This window comes from Mucilaginibacter sp., assembly GCF_028288225.1.
Lineage (GTDB): Bacteria > Bacteroidota > Bacteroidia > Sphingobacteriales > Sphingobacteriaceae > Mucilaginibacter.
In genome coordinates this window covers 1-15,565 of sequence record NZ_JAQBOC010000003.1, presented here as the reverse complement: position 1 = coordinate 15,565, position 15,565 = coordinate 1, and the positions used below count along the sequence as shown (strand labels likewise).

The following is a 15,565-nucleotide window of genomic DNA, read 5'->3' as shown; positions in this document are numbered from 1 at the left end:
TTAATATTATCAATGGCAATTTTCAAATTCCTTACAAAGGATCTTTCTTTTTTTACTATCATTCTTCTGCTGTCGTTTGCACATGCTTCGGCGCAAAATAAATACGAGCTCAATGATGGCTGGAAATGCCAAAAGATAGCTGACATGCATGCCGATGGCGCCAGTATCTCAAAAACTGAGTTTTCGATTAATAGCTGGCTAAACGCCACAGTACCCGGAACTGTTTTAACTACCCTGTTAAATAACAAGCAGATCCCCGACCCTTTTTGGGGAATGAACAATGCGCATATAAAAGACATCTATAATACCGGGCGTGATTATTATACCTACTGGTTTGTTAAAGATTTTAACCAGGCTATACCTGTTGGTAACAGCCAGGTCTATTTGAATTTGAGGGGCGTGAATTATAGCTGCGAGGTTTATTTAAATGGAAAAAAAGTAAATAAGCAAACGCATTTCGGGATGTTTTTGCGGCAATCATACAACATTACTGCGTTGATAAATAAAAATGGGAAGAACCGTTTGGCTGTGTTGGTGTACCCACCTGATCCGGTTGGAAACCCTAATGGCGGACAAGGCGGTGATGGTCAAATTGCCAAGAACGTAGGCCTGCAATACACCGCCGGTTGGGACTGGATCCAGCCGATGCGCGACAGGAACACTGGTATTTGGGATAAAGTGACAATTGAAACAACCGGAGCCATAAGAATTATTGATCCGCATATAATAACGTTGGTTCCGGGCGTAAGACAGGTTGAAGGAAAACAGCAGCCTGCTATTATTAAATCATCCGCAACATTACTTAACCCCACAAACAAGACTGTTAGCGGTGTGCTGCAATTCATTATTGTTGGGCAGCGAATTATTAAAAACGTAGCTATTAAGCCAAACTCATCCCTGGAAGTTAACCTGAACGACCTTGTGTTAAAAGACCCTAAGCTATGGTGGCCAAATGGTTATGGTACCCCCTATTTATATAAATCCTCTATTCAGTTTTCTGAAGCAAATAAACTGTCGGATAAAGCAGATATTAATGTTGGGGTAAGGGAAATTCAAACAAGCTGGAATGAACAAACACACAGCAGGCAGGTTGCGGTTAACGGGCAAAAGATCTTTATTAAAGGCGGAAACTGGATCATTTCAGATGCTATGCTGCGTTTTTCGGATACAAGGTATAATGCTGAGGTGCGTTTTCACAGGGACATGAATTTGAACCTGATCCGCGTTTGGGGTGGGGCATTGGTTGAACGGCCTGAATTTTATAATGCCTGTGACGAATATGGCTTGTTGGTTTTCCAGGATTTCTGGATCTCAGGCGATGCTAACGGCAGGTGGTTTGATCCGAAGAAAAAAGATGACCAATGGACCAGGCGTAAATACCCTGATGATCATAAACTTTACCTGCAATCACTTGCAGACCAGGTAAAACTGGTGCGAAACCATCCCTCGCTGGCTATTTGGTGCGGCGGTAATGAGATCACTCCTCCGGAGGATATTTTACTGCCTGTACGCGATTCCATTTTGCCAAAGCTTGACGGTACACGCTGGTTTGTTGAATATTCAAACTCCGATAAAATGTCGCTCAACACGCTGGGCGGCAATGGCGACGGGCCTTATGGTATTCAGCCGGATTCTGCTTTTTGGAAAGTGCATACGTTTCCATTTAACTCCGAGATCGGCTCAGTGGGGATAAATGATTTTGAGAGTTTAAAGCGCTTTATCCCCACTGAAAATTTGGTTGCACCGGAGTTTTCTGAGGATAAGAAAAAGAATAAAGTTGATTCTGTTTGGGATTATCATAAATATATCGGCTATGATGCCTCTATTGAACCTTACGGAAAAATTACCGATGCAAAAGATTTTGCTGCCAAGGCACAGTTGGTTAATTATAACCAATACAGGGCATTAATGGAAGGCTTTAGCGCGCATATGTGGGATTGGTACACCGGGGTAATTATCTGGAAAACCCAAAATCCATGGACAGCAATGCGCGGACAGATGTATGATTATTATCTTGATCCTAACGCTTGCTTATATGGCCTGCACAGCGGCAGCGAACCGCTGCATGTAATGTATAATCCGCTAAATGGCATGGTAACTATAGTAAATAACACATTTACCGCCAAACGTGATTTGATGCTGTCCATAAAAACTTATGACATGCAGGGAAAAGAAAAGCTGCTGACACAAGTTTTTGAAGAGATCCAGCCGCAATCAGTGAAGGGCTTCGTTCCGCTGAAAGATGAGGTTGATGGCCTTGCTAAAAAAGAAGGGGTATTTCTATCTCTTAGATTAACCGATATTAAACAAAACATAGTAAGTGATAACCTGTACTGGCTGCCTGATGAAAAGGGCAATTACTCAGGTTTGAAAAAGATAGCTCCATCAAAAGTTGAAACCGTTGCGAAACAAATTGCACCCGGTAAAATTGAGGTTACTTTGTCTGATCCTTTGAACGCACCGGTAGCATTTTTCAACCGCATTTCATTGGTTGATGCAGCAAGCGGTAACCGCTTGCTGCCTGTATTTTACAGCGATAATTATGTATCTATTTTGCCTGGTGAGCATAAAACTATTACGCTTAATTATGATGCAGGTAAAATTAAAAATGCAGTAATGGTTAGTATTGACGGATGGAATTTGAAGGAGCAGGTGATTTCGATAAAGTAAACATAATTCTTAATCTCATTAAGCAGAATGCTGATAATGATATGGTTTTAAATCAAGCCCTTTCATTTTGATAGATGCCAAATGCAGGTTAAATTTAGTTTGCATATTAGCCCATATATCAGCTGTTCCGCCAAATACCTTCGCAATTCTGAAAGACATTTCAGGTGTAATATCTGATTTTTCATGGATGATATTATTGAGACTCTGACGGGAAATGCCCAACATTTTGGCGGCTGCTGTCACAGTCAGTTCATTTGCAGCAATTACTTCCTCGTGTAAAATTTCACCCGGATGTATATGTCTCATTTGCCTTTTCATGGTGTTCTTAAATTTACACTTGTCATGAATTAAATACAAATTAATTTAATTGTTTATTTTTTTGCCTGGGCTATTAGCTCTTATCGCCCAAAAAAAGGTACTTTTTATTTTTCAAAATCTCTATTTTATCCATTTTGCAACTCTCAACCATCTCTGTCAAAGCCACATAAATATCCTCCTTAAGTGTATAAGTAACAATTAAGTGTCATTTCCATTTCCTCACGTTAATTTAACCGTTTTTTATTAAATTGAGCCCCTGTTAAACCAATAATAAATACCGACATATTTTTATCATTAAAAAACAAGCCAATGCGCCTAAAATTTACGTTCCTTGTATTCGTTCCCTTTTTATTTTTGGGATTCGCTCCTGTTAAACCAAAGGTTTTGGTTTTTACCAAAACGGCGGGCTATCACCACGCATCCATTCCATTAGGTGTTGATGCAATTATAAAGCTTGGTAAAGAGAATAATTTTGATGTGGATACCACATCTGACGACAAAAAATTTATTGAAAGCAACCTGAAAAAATACAGCGCAGTTGTGTTTTTAAGCACTACCGGCCCTTTACTTACCGCTAACGAACGGAATGATTTCGAAAGGTATATACAAGCCGGCGGGGGCTATGTTGGCATTCACGCTGCTGCCGACGCCGAGTACGACTGGCATTGGTATGGACGCCTGGTTGGAGGATACTTTGTTAGTCACCCGGCGCAACAGGAAGCTGTATTGCATGTTGTTGATAAAACCCATATCTCAACAAAGCATCTGCCTGATACGTGGAAAAGAAAAGATGAGTGGTATAATTACAAAGAGTTGAACAAAGATATTCATGTACTTATTACCATTGATGAAACTAGCTATACAGGCGGCATTAACGGCGCAGTACACCCTATGGCCTGGTATCATAATTTTGATGGCGGCAGGGCATGGTACACTGAGCTTGGCCATACTGATGAATCATACAGCGATCCGCTTTATTTAAAACACATTCTTGGCGGCATTAAATGGGCCATTGGCGACCATCAAAAATTAAATTATGCAAAAGTAACTACAGAGCGTGTTCCGGAAGAAAACCGTTTTGTAAAGACCCAGCTAATAACGGGCACCTTTTTTGAGCCGACTGAGCTAACTGTATTACCAAATCTTGATGTGCTGATAAGCCAGCGCCGCGGCGAGATCCTGCTTTATAAAAATGATACAAAGACCATTAAGCAGGCAGGATTTTTAAATGCCTATTGGAAAACACATACCAAGGGTGTAAATGCCGAGGAAGGTGTTTTAGGCATCCAGGCTGACCCTGATTTTAAAAACAACCATTATGTTTACATTTACTACAGCCCGGTTGATACCAGTGTTAACCGCCTGTCGCGCTTTACATTTGTAAATGATACCATTGATAATAAAACAGAGAAAATAGTACTGCAGCTTTATTCGCAGCGCGAGATCTGCTGCCATACCGGCGGCTCTATCGCTTTTGGGCAGGATAATATGCTATTTGTTTCAACAGGTGATAACTCAACTCCGTTTGATGAGCCGGGAAAACAGCCATATAACACCCACGCATTTGCCCCGCTGGATGACCGTCCGGATCATACCCAGTTCGATTCAAGGCGCTCGGCAGGTAATACTAATGATTTACGCGGTAAAATATTGAGAATAAAAATAAAACCCGATGGTACTTATGATATCCCGGAAGGTAACTTGTTTAAACCCGGGCAACCAGGTACCAGGCCCGAAATTTTTGTAATGGGTGATAGAAACCCTTACCGGATAGCCGTGGACAAGAAGAACAACTATTTATATTGGGGCGAGGTTGGCCCGGATGCAAATAAAGACAGCCTGGAAACAAGGGGTCCGCGTGGATATGATGAATTTAACCAGGCCCGGAAAGCAGGATTTTTTGGCTGGCCGCTCTTTATAGGACCCAATATTCCTTATCATGCTTTTGATTATTCAACAGGTGTTTCGGGGCCTGCCTTTGACCCTGAAAAACCTATAAACGATTCAAAAAACAACACAGGTTTAAAAGAATTGCCACCGGCACAACCTGCATTTATCTGGTATCCTTACGGGCCGTCTACAGATTTCCCTGAAGTAGGTTCGGGCGGGCGTACCACAATGGCGGGGCCAATTTATTATACCGATATGTATCCTAAAGCAACCCGCTTCCCTGATTATTATAACAAAAAAGTGATTTTTTACGATTGGATCCGTGGCTGGATAAAAGCCATTACCTTGCAGCCTAACGGCGATTTTGACAAAATGGAGCCATTTATGCCAACCACAAAGTTTAATTCGCCCATTGATATGGAAACAGGTCCGGATGGAAGGATCTATGTGTTGGAATACGGCAGCGGCTGGTTCAGCAAAAACGCTGATGCAGGTTTGGCAAGAATAGATTATAACAGGGGTAACCGTGCACCTGAAATTACAAAAATTAATGCCAGCAAAACTTTTGGCAAGCTGCCATTGCCTGTGCTGTTCACTGTTGCAGCAAAAGATCCTGAAGGAGATAAGTTGAGCTATACCTGGAACCTGGGCAACGGAGTAACCCGGAAAACCTTAGTGCCAAGGCTTAACTATACTTACACCAAAAAAGGAAATTATAACGCAACGGTTGATGTTAAAGACGACCAGGATGCTACTGTAAAAAGTAAACAGGTTAACATACTCGCCGGCAGCATGATTTCAAACTTAGCTAATATTAATGCAAACAGCCCGGGCAAAGCTTTAATGTTATCACTTGATTGCAAAACCTGCCATAAAATAGCAGAAAAATCAATAGGCCCTGCGTTTACCGAGGTGGCTAAAAAATATCCCAACAATAAAGCTTCAATGGCTCACTTAACAGAAAAAGTAAAGGAAGGTGGAAGCGGGATTTGGGGAGATGTTGCTATGCCGGCGCATCCGGCGCTTAAACCTGCGGAAGCGAAACAAATAATAAGCTGGATACTTTCGCTTAAACAATAATATTTTTATAAACAACAAGCAGGGTAGTTGATGATAATTATCCTGCTTGTTTATTATACCAATCAATTGCGTTAGTAAATTTGACGGCACATTTGAACCATTTGTACTTATACTTAATGAAAAAATTAATACCATTATTTTTAATGCTGATCATTTACTGCTCAGCATATTCACAAAATCTTACTGATATTTCGGGTGTTATTGTTAATCAAAAATCGCAGCCGGTTAGCGGTGCAATCATAACATTACTGAACACAAACTTTAACGCGACAAGCAACAGCAAAGGTGAATTCAGGATTAGCCATATCCCCGAAGGAAGCTACACCATGCACATCAGCAATGGAGCTTACGCAGAACGCAACCAGCTTATTACCCTGAACGGTAAAGGCATGTTATTTAATATTAAGCTTAATGATGCAAGCACCCAGCTTGATGAAGTAGTTGTAACTGCGCAAAAAAGGGAAGAAGAAGTGCAGCAGGTACCTGTCAGCATTTCAACACTTTCGGCAAAGCAGGTGCAGGTTTACCATTTGCAAAACCTTAAAGACATTACAGGTATAGTACCAAATTTATACTCGGCCGGGCCTGGTGATAATCGTAATGTTACAGGTATCAGGGGTATTGTGACTACATCGTATGATCCTGCTGTGACAACTTATATTGATGGTGTAAACCAGTTTAGCCTGGATACTTACATCCCACAACTTTTTGATGTGGAACGAATAGAAGTTTTACGCGGACCACAAGGCACTTTATATGGCAGAAATGCCATGGGCGGTGTAATTAATGTAATAACCAAACAACCATCAAACCAAACCAGTGGTTTTGCTGAGCTGGAGTTTGGCAATTACGGAGAACAACGGTACAGCCTTGGTTTACGCGCCCCATTGATAAAAGATAAGCTATTTTTAGGCGTAGCCGGCATTTATTCGGGATTTAATGGTTTTTATACTAATGAATTTAACAATACTAAATTTGATAAGCAGCACTTTTTTTTAGGCAACTATTACCTTAAATTTTTAGCCAGTCAGAAGCTTACACTTACCCTGAACGTTAAAAATTATGCTAACCGCAATAACGGGCCATTCCAATTAGTGGGCAGTCCTGCTGAGGCATTGAGCAATCCGTTTAAGGTTAACCAGAATGCCACTACAAAAATGATTGATAACATATTTAATGCTGCCTTATCTGCAAACTATACTGGCCACAGCTTCAACTTTACCTCGGTAAGCTCATACCAGGAGAACAACAGGTATTATACAAGCCCTATTGATGGCGACTTCTCTCCTTTCGACGCTGTATCACTGATCAATAATTATGGCGGTAGCTGGAACAAAGTAAAAGTTGGCACCCAGGAGTTCAGGTTCAGTTCGCCTGCATCGTCACAATCACCTCTAAAGTGGACTGCAGGCCTCTACGGATTTTATCGTTACAGCCCCACAAAGACAGGCACGCACTTTGGAGACTCCGCAGCCATGGTAGGCTCACCTATAAATAATTTTACAAGCATCAATACCAATATTGAGCGCAATTACGGCGCAGCAGCGTTTGGGCAGGTAGTTTATACTATCAATCCACAGTGGGACATTACAGCGGGTTTACGCTATGATATAGAGCATAAAAAAGAAGAAGTGAAAGGCGAATTTCAGCCCGATGGCGGAGATGCGATGGTAACCCAGGCTGACACCTCATCAAAAGCAAATTTCAGGGCATTTACACCAAAGCTTACAGTAGCTTATCATCTAACAGATAATAATAACCTGTTTGCCACCTACAGCAGGGGCTTCCGTGCGGGCGGAATCAGCCAGTTAGGTTCTGATCCTTCACAACCGCCGCTTTATGCTTATAAACCGGAGTACAGCGACAACTACGAGATTGGCTCAAAAAATTCATTCCTGAATAAAAGGCTGCGCTTAAATATTTCGGCATTTTACACATTGGTTAATAATGCACAGGTGCCAACTCTGGTATTACCAGATGCTATTACCGTTACCAAAAACGCCGGTAAACTAAACAGCAAAGGTATTGAGGCCGAACTTGCCGCCACCTTGTTAAAAGGGTTAGATATTGATTATAGTTTTGGTTATACCCATGCCCGGTATACTGATTTGGTAGTAGCCAGCAATGGTGATGCAGTAAACTTAAAAGGCAACCACCAGGTATATACGCCTGAAGTAACTTCTATGCTGGCCCTCCAATATGCTTATGAAATTGGCGGACCACAAAATGTTCAATTAATAGCCCGTGGCGAGTGGCGTTACCTTGGCAATCAATATTTTGACCTGGCCAACCAGATTGAGCAAAAGGCTTACAGCTTATTTAACGCCCGCATTGGCGTTAGCACCAAAAGGGTTGATGTGTTTTTATGGGGCCGCAACCTTGCTAACAAAAAATATATTGATTATGCTTATGACTTTGGTGCATCGCACCTTGGTAACCCAAAAACTTATGGGGTTAGCTTAAGGACTAATTTTTAGGGCGATGTTATAGTAAAAGCCGGCTTGTTATCCAGATAAGCCGGCTTTTTTATTGCCTATTTTTACGCAGGAACCTTATCCTTCTTTTCACGTTCCCAAAAACGGTGCTGTTTTATAGCATCTATAAAATCAGCGGCCAGTTTGGAATTTCCTCCATCGTCAATAATAATACCCGCTGATGCATCACTTCCCGCTTGTTCATTAAGCTTTGAGCCAACATAAGTTGCTTTAATTAATTCAGCACCTTCTCCATCAGCAGCTATGGCTTTGCAATGGCGGTAGGCCTCATTAATAAAATGGATGGCATCAGGCTCGTTCAAAAGTGCGGCAACACTTTTTTGCCCGGCCGGGATATAAACGGCATCAACCAAAACTGAAGATGCAGTTAAAAAGCTTTTATCAACTTTAATTTGCGCACCGGCAGAATCTGCAATAAAACCATTATGGGGCGCAACTACCCTAACTACCGCGCCTTCGGCCTCCAAAGCTTCTTTAACAGCAGCCAGGGAATCAGCATCAACCCCATCTGCCGCAAGGAAAGCTATTTGCCGGGTTTTGATAGAGTTTTTAGCTGTATTAGCCATGCTTAGCGCTGCAGATTTTTCTACAGCAGGCTTTTTAAATACGGGTTCATAATGTTTTGGATCAGCATCAGCTCCCAGCTGGTGGTTCACCGGTTGTTGTGGTTCCGGTACATCCATGCCTAAACCTTCGGCAACACGTTTGGCAAGGGTTTTATCTACAAAAGTTAATAAGCCGACCATGCGATTGCGGATATCCTGTATATCCACCTTTCCTAATTCAAAACGCAAAGCATCTGATAAATGGGTTTGTTCAGGCTCGCTCATGCTATTATAAAATAAAGTGGCCTGGCTAAAAAAGTCCATAAAACTTTTACTCCGTGCTCTAATTTTATTCCCTTCAACGCGTTCTTCAAAATGTTTGAAGCCGCCATCACTGATCATAGCCTGGAACGGACAGCCACCACCGATAGTATTAGGATGGTAGCTGGTTTTGCCCTTATTTATTTGCTGTCGCATGTGCCCGTCGCGCTGGTTATTATGCACGGTATTCAACGGCCGGTTTATTGGGATCTCCTGGAAATTAGGACCGCCAAGACGGGTTAGCTGAGTGTCGGTATAAGAAAACAGACGCCCCTGTAATAATGGGTCATTTGTAAAATCAATTCCCGGTACCACATGGCCGGGGTGAAATGCAACCTGTTCGGTTTCGGCAAAATAGTTATCAGGGTTACGATCAAGCACCAGCTTACCAACTGGCTGAACAGGCACCAGTTCTTCCGGGATCAGCTTGGTGGGATCGAGCAGGTCAAAATCAAACTTATGCTCATCTTCCTGTGCCACTAATTGCACGCCGAATTCCCATTCGGGATAAGCGCCTGCTTCAATAGCCTCGTGCAGATCACGACGATGGAAATCAGGATCTTTACCAGAGATCTTTAGCGCTTCATCCCAGGCAACAGAATGCACCCCCAGGGTTGGTTTAAAATGAAACTTTACAAATGTTGCTTTGCCCTCTTCATTAACAAAACGATAGGTGTTCACACCAAAGCCTTCCATCATGCGCAAACTACGCGGGATGGCCCTGTCAGACATAACCCACATTATCATGTGCATAGCTTCGGGTGTTAGTGATATAAAATCCCAAAAGGTATCATGTGCCGACGCAGCCTGCGGAATTTCATTATGCGGTTCAGGTTTAACAGCGTGGATCAGGTCCGGAAATTTAATAGCATCCTGGATAAAAAATACAGGCATATTATTGCCAACCAGATCAAAATTACCTTCATCGGTATAAAACTTTACAGCAAACCCACGTACATCCCTGGCGAGATCACTTGAACCGCGGAAACCTGCAACAGTAGAGAAACGCAGAAATACCGGCGTTTTTCGCGAAGGATCAGTTAAGAACTTTGCTTTGGTGTATTTATTCAATGAATTATTATACGCCTGGAAGTAGCCGTGCGCGGCAACCCCGCGCGCATGTACTACCCGTTCAGGGATCCGTTCATGGTCAAAATGGGTGATCTTTTCCCGAAGGTAAAAATCTTCCAATAAGGATGGCCCTCTTTCGCCGGCTTTGAGGCTGCTGGTATCATCATTTAACAATAATCCGGTGTTGGTGGTCATCAATTGCCCGGTACTATCTTCAGTATGCGGTGCAAGATTTTCCATTTTTTTGTCGTTGTTTTCAGGCAGGTCTGATTCGGTACTTTTCATGCTCTTTAGATTTATATAAACAAAAGCAGTAAAAGTGAAATTTGTTTAGAGATTTTATAATTAATTTAACCAATAAGAACTATTATATATTACAATTAAATAAATTGTTAGCACAATTGCATATAGCGCTAAATGTTTCTTTTATTTAGGAATTTTTCTAAGATTAGATAAATATATTAACTTGTATATAAAACATTTGATTTAATATCCGTGTTCATTAGATACACACACTTAGCAAATGAAAAAATTCAATGAACATGATACCGTAATTTATACGGATGCAGAAGGAAGACAGATAAACACTTTTGTTATCTATGATACAGATCCGTTAACCGGGCTAACCCATATTAATTATAAAAACCGTAAAGTATCTGCGGATGCTTTAATTGTACATCCAAAAACTGTTGAAAGACACCATTTACCAATGAATGATGCGTTCAGTTTCGAGATCTTTAAAAAGCTTAAAGAAAAATACGATGAGTTTGAAAACCAGGCTATACGCCGCAATCTGAAAGTTGCACCTGCTTATAATGACCAATTAGCCCAAGCGTCATAAAACTGTTAGATCTTTTAGCTATGAAGGTGAATTCAAGCATTGATAATACAGCGCACCGAACTGTCAAAGCTGCCCGTGATGGAAACAACGAAAGTCCGTGGCAGGCAGCTTTGGAAATTGATTTTTTAAAGTCAGGGTCGCTCATTGCAGATATTCATGATATATTGATTATTGGAGGTGGAATAACAGGGCTTACCGCCGCCTTATTATTGAAAAAATCAGGTAAAAATATTGTGCTTGCCGATGCCGCCTCACCCGGTTTTGGTACAACTGGAGGCACCAGCGCACACATAAATACTTTTGCTGATACCACTTATAAAGAAGCGGAAGAAGCTTTTGGTGAAAAGGGAGCCCAATTGTTTGCTGACGCAATAAACGAGGGCTTTCAGATCATCAATGACAATATTAACACCTATAAAATAAACTGTGATTACGAAAGCAAAACAGGCTATTTGTATGCCGAAGATACAGACCAGGCCAAACAGCTGGAGGATGTTTTTCACGGTGCCAAACAAGTTGGGATTAAAGTAAGATACACGGATGATGTGCCTACCCCTATAAGCTATGTTAAAGCCTTACAGTTTGACGGACAGGCGCAATTTCATCCTTTAAAGTATATGCAGGGGATTGCTGATGCTTATCTGAAGGCAGGCGGCCTAATATTAACAGATACTAAGATTGAGGATTTGCTTACCGCTGATGGCGTGCACACAGCTAAGGCTGGAAGTATAAAAATTAAAGCCAGAAATGTAATTTATGCCACACACATACCTCCCGGAGTTACTTCTTTTAATTTCCGCTGTGCGCCTTACCGCAGTTATGTGCTTGGGGTTAAACTTAAGAATGATAAATATCCTGATGCGTTGATCTATGATATGCAAGAGCCTTATCATTATTTTAGAACGCATGAAATTGAAGGACAAAAACTACTAATTGCCGGTGGCAATGATCATAAAACCGGGCATAAGGACCCTGAAAAAGCATTCGAAGATCTGGAGATGTATATTAGGAAACATTACCAGGTATCTTCAGTAAAATACAAATGGTCATCGCAATACTATATTCCCGTTGATGGGTTTCCTTATATTGGACAGATGCCTGGGACTGCACATGGAATTTACTGTGCCACCGGCTACAATGGCAACGGGATGATGTTAGGTACAATAGCAGGTAAAATAATAAGTGACCTGATAACAGGCAAAGTCAGCAAATATGAAAAAGTATTTAGCCCAGCCCGCATCAAACCTATTGCCGGGTTTACTGAATTTGTAAAAGAAAATGCGGATGTAGCCTATCACTTTGTGGCCGACAGGCTTTCTGTACATGAAACAGATTCATTAAAACGGATCCAAAAAGATAGTGGGAAAGTAGTTGAATTTGAAGGTAAAAAAGTTGCTGCGTACCGCGATGCAGAAGGTACCATCCATGCATTAAACCCGGTTTGTACCCATGCTAAATGTATTGTTAACTGGAACCAGGAAGAAAAAAGCTGGGATTGCCCCTGCCATGGCGCACGTTATGATATAGACGGAAAAGTATTGAACGGGCCAGCAGAAAAGGATCTGCAAAAAATAGATCAGTCAGCCGATGAATAAAGTAGAAAAAATCGCCATTGCGGGTATTACCGGCACAACCTTTATGACCTTATTCAGTTACCTGGTTTCAATGTTAAAAAATGAAAACTACAGTGAGCCGGAGCACCTGGCTACTATGCTTCACCGTTTTATTCCATCTACCTCAAAAAAATTTAATCAAGTAGCCGGTTGGAACGCGCATTATGCTGTCGGGCTGGCATTTGCAGCTGTATATGTTAAATTGTGGGAAGCGCGGAAGATAAAACCTACCATCGTAAATGGTTTGGCGCTTGGTGCTATTAGCGGGGCGTTTGCAGTTGCTGTTTGGAAGCTAACCTTTAAAATACATCCCCTTCCACCATGGATCAATTTTAATAAATTTTATATGCAGTTGGTTCCGGCCCATGTTGTTTTTGGCCTTTTTGCTACGATTGCTTACCGGATAATGAAACAAAATGAAGAAATAATTAAAGGAAAACAAGTCGGTATGGATCTTTCAACTGTTTAAAAATGAACAATAAAACAGCAAAGCCTGCTAATAATTTGCAGGCTTTGTTGTTTTAGTACAACACCCCAAATCCAATATTGGGCCGGGTTTGCCTTACATCATACCTGAATTGAGCATCCGACTCGTCAAGGCTGGAGACGTTGGCCACATAGTTTTTTAAACCGGCCCTCATAGACACTCCAAGGTACTCTGAGCCGCTTAGCTATATCCCCTTAGAAAAGAATGCACTGAATTGCGTATTGTGTTCAACACCGAACTGATCATTCATGACCAATATCCACGCAGAACCGCCTAAAGATTCAACTGGCACGTTGGCATTTAGTATCAATGTGCTCGGTGCGCCCTGTATCCCCACAAACTGATCTCTTACCTGGGCGTTTACCGAGCCCTTTTTATCCGGCAAAGAATAAGCCTGGTTAAATGGAGTCAGGTTATTCATATATTGGGTTTAACTAAATTATTGCTGTGCCCCGGGCCCAGTTGCAAACCCCATTAATATAAGGGCAAAGCAATAATTTAGTTAAATCTATTCATTTTACACTTCCTCACTGAGCTCATTAAGATTTAATAATAAAGTAACCTGTTTTGCGCTTTAATACCCCTTTCACCTTGTATTCAAGCACATAGAAATAAGTGCCTGGCTGCTGCTTTGCCTTGTTGATATTTGAATGTCCGTCAAATACTTTGTTGACATTGTCATAACCTGACACATTAAATATTTCGGCGCCGTTTCTATTCATCAGTACTACCCTGTTATCAGGATAGTTTTCAATATTATTGATAAAAAGAAAGTCGTTGATACCATCACCGTTAGGTGACACAGCCTGCTTTACCACAGGTTCGTCCTGCGAGAATAAACTATCGATATCAGTGTTATTAGTAGATAATACTAACATTGTTAATGGGCCAGTTGAAATGCAAGTTGGCGCAGGTGTATTTGCATCTGAATGCACTTGCAGGTTGCCTCCTCCAAGAGGTTGCTTAACCGTTTTATTGGTTGCCGCATTCCAATTATTGGAATAAAGCAGATTACCCTTGCTGTCCGTTAACGTTATTGCAATTAAATCGCCCGACCTATTGCTGCCTGGTCCCGGCTCACAGGAGTCGGTCATTTCAACTGTAAGGTTATTGTTTCCGACTGTGCTTATAAGTACCCCGGTTGCAGCATTGATAATGTTCACAGACGCGTTACCAGATGTGAACGCTGCAGTAGCAGGGGTATTCGACGACATAGGTATAACGGTAAGAGTTAACACTTTAGGCGCGCTTATTTGGTATATAAAGTTTCCATTACGTATTATGCCATTAAATCCTCCGCCCTGAATATTGGTCAGCGACTTGTTCCATTTAGCGTTAAAACCAAAATTAGTCTTGGTATTTGGCGCCCCGGCGTAGGTGCCCGCGCTTGGATACCCGCCAGCGCCCATCACTACAAATCCACCACCGGTCAGGAAGTCTGATGTTCTGCTCGACACCGTAACCTCTGTGTTTGTCTCACTGCAAGCAGTTGAGTTTATAAAGTTTCCGGCTATTGTCCAGGTTACAAGCGTGGTCTTGGACATACTGGTGCCAATATCGTCCAGCATACTATAGCTGTATATCGCCTGGGTAGCGGTTGAACTCGGATCCAAAACGGTTGTGTAAGGCCCTGCGTTATTATCAGTCGTAAACGTGACTGTTGCAGTCCTTGCATCTGCGCCACCTGTCGTATTGATTACTATACTCAGATTGACGCGGGTCGAGGTCAATGAAACATCAGCATTGGCAAACATCACGCCATTGTAAGCAGCACATACGGCAAGCTTATTGATGGTTAAAGTACCCGCCACATAGCTGATTGTATAGTTGGCACCCACCGCCCCGGATGCTGTAATTGGATAATTTCCCACAGGTGAGGATAATGTACCTGTTGTACTAATGGTAGGTTGTGTGGTTAAACTGGATGAATTATCCCCGTTGACAAAGCCTGCATAGCTTACCATCAGCGGTGGATTGACCTCACCATAGTTCTTGCTCTTGTTATCTGCCGTAATGGTCAGTCCTACTTTATTCACCGTTAATGTACCGGCCACGTAGCTGATTGTATAGTTGGGATTCACCGCACCTGCAGCTGTGATCGGGTAGGTGTTCACCAGCGACGACGCTGTGCATGAAGTACTGATCGTTGGCTGGGTGGTCAAACTGGCGGCGGCATCACCATTCACAAAACCTGCATAACTCACTGTTAGCGCAGGAAGAGCCGCACCATAGTT

Annotated in this window: 10 protein-coding genes; 6 read left to right on the top strand and 4 right to left on the bottom strand. The window is 42.0% G+C overall.

The features are described from left to right. Positions 1 to 12: 12 nt before the first annotated feature. Positions 13 to 2,670 (top strand): glycoside hydrolase family 2 TIM barrel-domain containing protein, encoded by a 2,658-nt coding sequence (locus JWQ54_RS00230; protein WP_299578662.1) that lies wholly within the window; start codon positions 13 to 15, stop codon positions 2,668 to 2,670. A gap of 18 nt (positions 2,671 to 2,688) precedes the next feature. Here JWQ54_RS00230 and JWQ54_RS00225 read toward each other — a convergent pair whose 3' ends face one another. Beyond that, the gene (locus JWQ54_RS00225; RefSeq protein ID WP_299578661.1) at positions 2,689 to 2,976 is read right to left on the bottom strand and encodes a HigA family addiction module antitoxin; all 288 of its coding nucleotides are present in this window, start codon (positions 2,974 to 2,976) and stop codon (positions 2,689 to 2,691) included. Positions 2,977 to 3,297: 321 nt separating this feature from the next. On the opposite strand from JWQ54_RS00225, the gene JWQ54_RS00220 reads away from it, so the two are divergent. Together JWQ54_RS00220 and JWQ54_RS00215 are read left to right on the top strand one after the other, a co-directional pair. After that, positions 3,298 to 5,958 carry a ThuA domain-containing protein gene (locus JWQ54_RS00220; RefSeq protein WP_299578659.1) on the top strand — a complete coding sequence of 887 codons (2,661 nt, stop codon included), beginning with the start codon at positions 3,298 to 3,300 and terminating at the stop codon, positions 5,956 to 5,958. A 116-nt stretch (positions 5,959 to 6,074) separates the two neighbouring features. After that, positions 6,075 to 8,435, top strand: a complete 2,361-nt coding sequence (locus tag JWQ54_RS00215) for a TonB-dependent receptor (protein WP_299578657.1) — start codon at positions 6,075 to 6,077, stop codon at positions 8,433 to 8,435. Positions 8,436 to 8,497: 62 nt separating this feature from the next. On the opposite strand, the gene JWQ54_RS00210 is transcribed toward JWQ54_RS00215, so the two are convergent. Next, complete coding sequence (locus tag JWQ54_RS00210; protein ID WP_299578655.1) at positions 8,498 to 10,675, bottom strand: catalase; 2,178 nt, start codon at positions 10,673 to 10,675, stop codon at positions 8,498 to 8,500. A 238-nt stretch (positions 10,676 to 10,913) separates the two neighbouring features. Here JWQ54_RS00210 and JWQ54_RS00205 point away from each other — a divergent pair, with 238 nt between their 5' ends. From JWQ54_RS00205 to JWQ54_RS00195, 3 genes are read left to right on the top strand one after another with little or no spacing between them, the layout of a single operon-like run. Further along, entirely contained in the window at positions 10,914 to 11,231 is a 318-nt protein-coding gene (locus JWQ54_RS00205) for a hypothetical protein (RefSeq protein WP_299578653.1), read from the top strand. Positions 11,232 to 11,251: 20 nt separating this feature from the next. Next, entirely contained in the window at positions 11,252 to 12,826 is a 1,575-nt protein-coding gene (locus tag JWQ54_RS00200) for an FAD-dependent oxidoreductase (protein ID WP_299578651.1), read from the top strand. After that, on the top strand, positions 12,819 to 13,313 hold the full coding sequence (locus JWQ54_RS00195; protein ID WP_299578649.1) for a hypothetical protein: 495 nt from the start codon (positions 12,819 to 12,821) through the stop codon (positions 13,311 to 13,313). Before JWQ54_RS00200 ends, JWQ54_RS00195 begins: the two co-directional genes overlap by 8 nt. A gap of 202 nt (positions 13,314 to 13,515) precedes the next feature. Here the strand turns inward: JWQ54_RS00195 and JWQ54_RS00190 are convergent, their stop codons facing one another. Continuing rightward, entirely contained in the window at positions 13,516 to 13,752 is a 237-nt protein-coding gene (locus JWQ54_RS00190; RefSeq protein ID WP_299578647.1) for a type IX secretion system membrane protein PorP/SprF, read from the bottom strand. 118 nt (positions 13,753 to 13,870) lie between these two features. Continuing rightward, on the bottom strand, positions 13,871 to 15,565 hold a 1,695-nt coding region (locus JWQ54_RS00185; protein WP_299578645.1), incomplete at its 5' end, for an MBG domain-containing protein.

Excerpts from the sequence above, each read along its gene's own strand:
- JWQ54_RS00230 (WP_299578662.1), top strand. The coding sequence starts at position 13 with ATGGCAATTTTCAAATTCCTTACAAAGGATCTTTCTTTTTTTACTATC.
- JWQ54_RS00225 (WP_299578661.1), bottom strand. The coding sequence starts at position 2,976 with ATGAGACATATACATCCGGGTGAAATTTTACACGAGGAAGTAATTGCT.
- JWQ54_RS00220 (WP_299578659.1), top strand. The coding sequence starts at position 3,298 with ATGCGCCTAAAATTTACGTTCCTTGTATTCGTTCCCTTTTTATTTTTG.
- JWQ54_RS00215 (WP_299578657.1), top strand. The coding sequence starts at position 6,075 with ATGAAAAAATTAATACCATTATTTTTAATGCTGATCATTTACTGCTCA.
- JWQ54_RS00210 (WP_299578655.1), bottom strand. The coding sequence starts at position 10,675 with ATGAAAAGTACCGAATCAGACCTGCCTGAAAACAACGACAAAAAAATG.
- JWQ54_RS00205 (WP_299578653.1), top strand. The coding sequence starts at position 10,914 with ATGAAAAAATTCAATGAACATGATACCGTAATTTATACGGATGCAGAA.
- JWQ54_RS00200 (WP_299578651.1), top strand. The coding sequence starts at position 11,252 with ATGAAGGTGAATTCAAGCATTGATAATACAGCGCACCGAACTGTCAAA.
- JWQ54_RS00195 (WP_299578649.1), top strand. The coding sequence starts at position 12,819 with ATGAATAAAGTAGAAAAAATCGCCATTGCGGGTATTACCGGCACAACC.
- JWQ54_RS00190 (WP_299578647.1), bottom strand. The coding sequence starts at position 13,752 with ATGAATAACCTGACTCCATTTAACCAGGCTTATTCTTTGCCGGATAAA.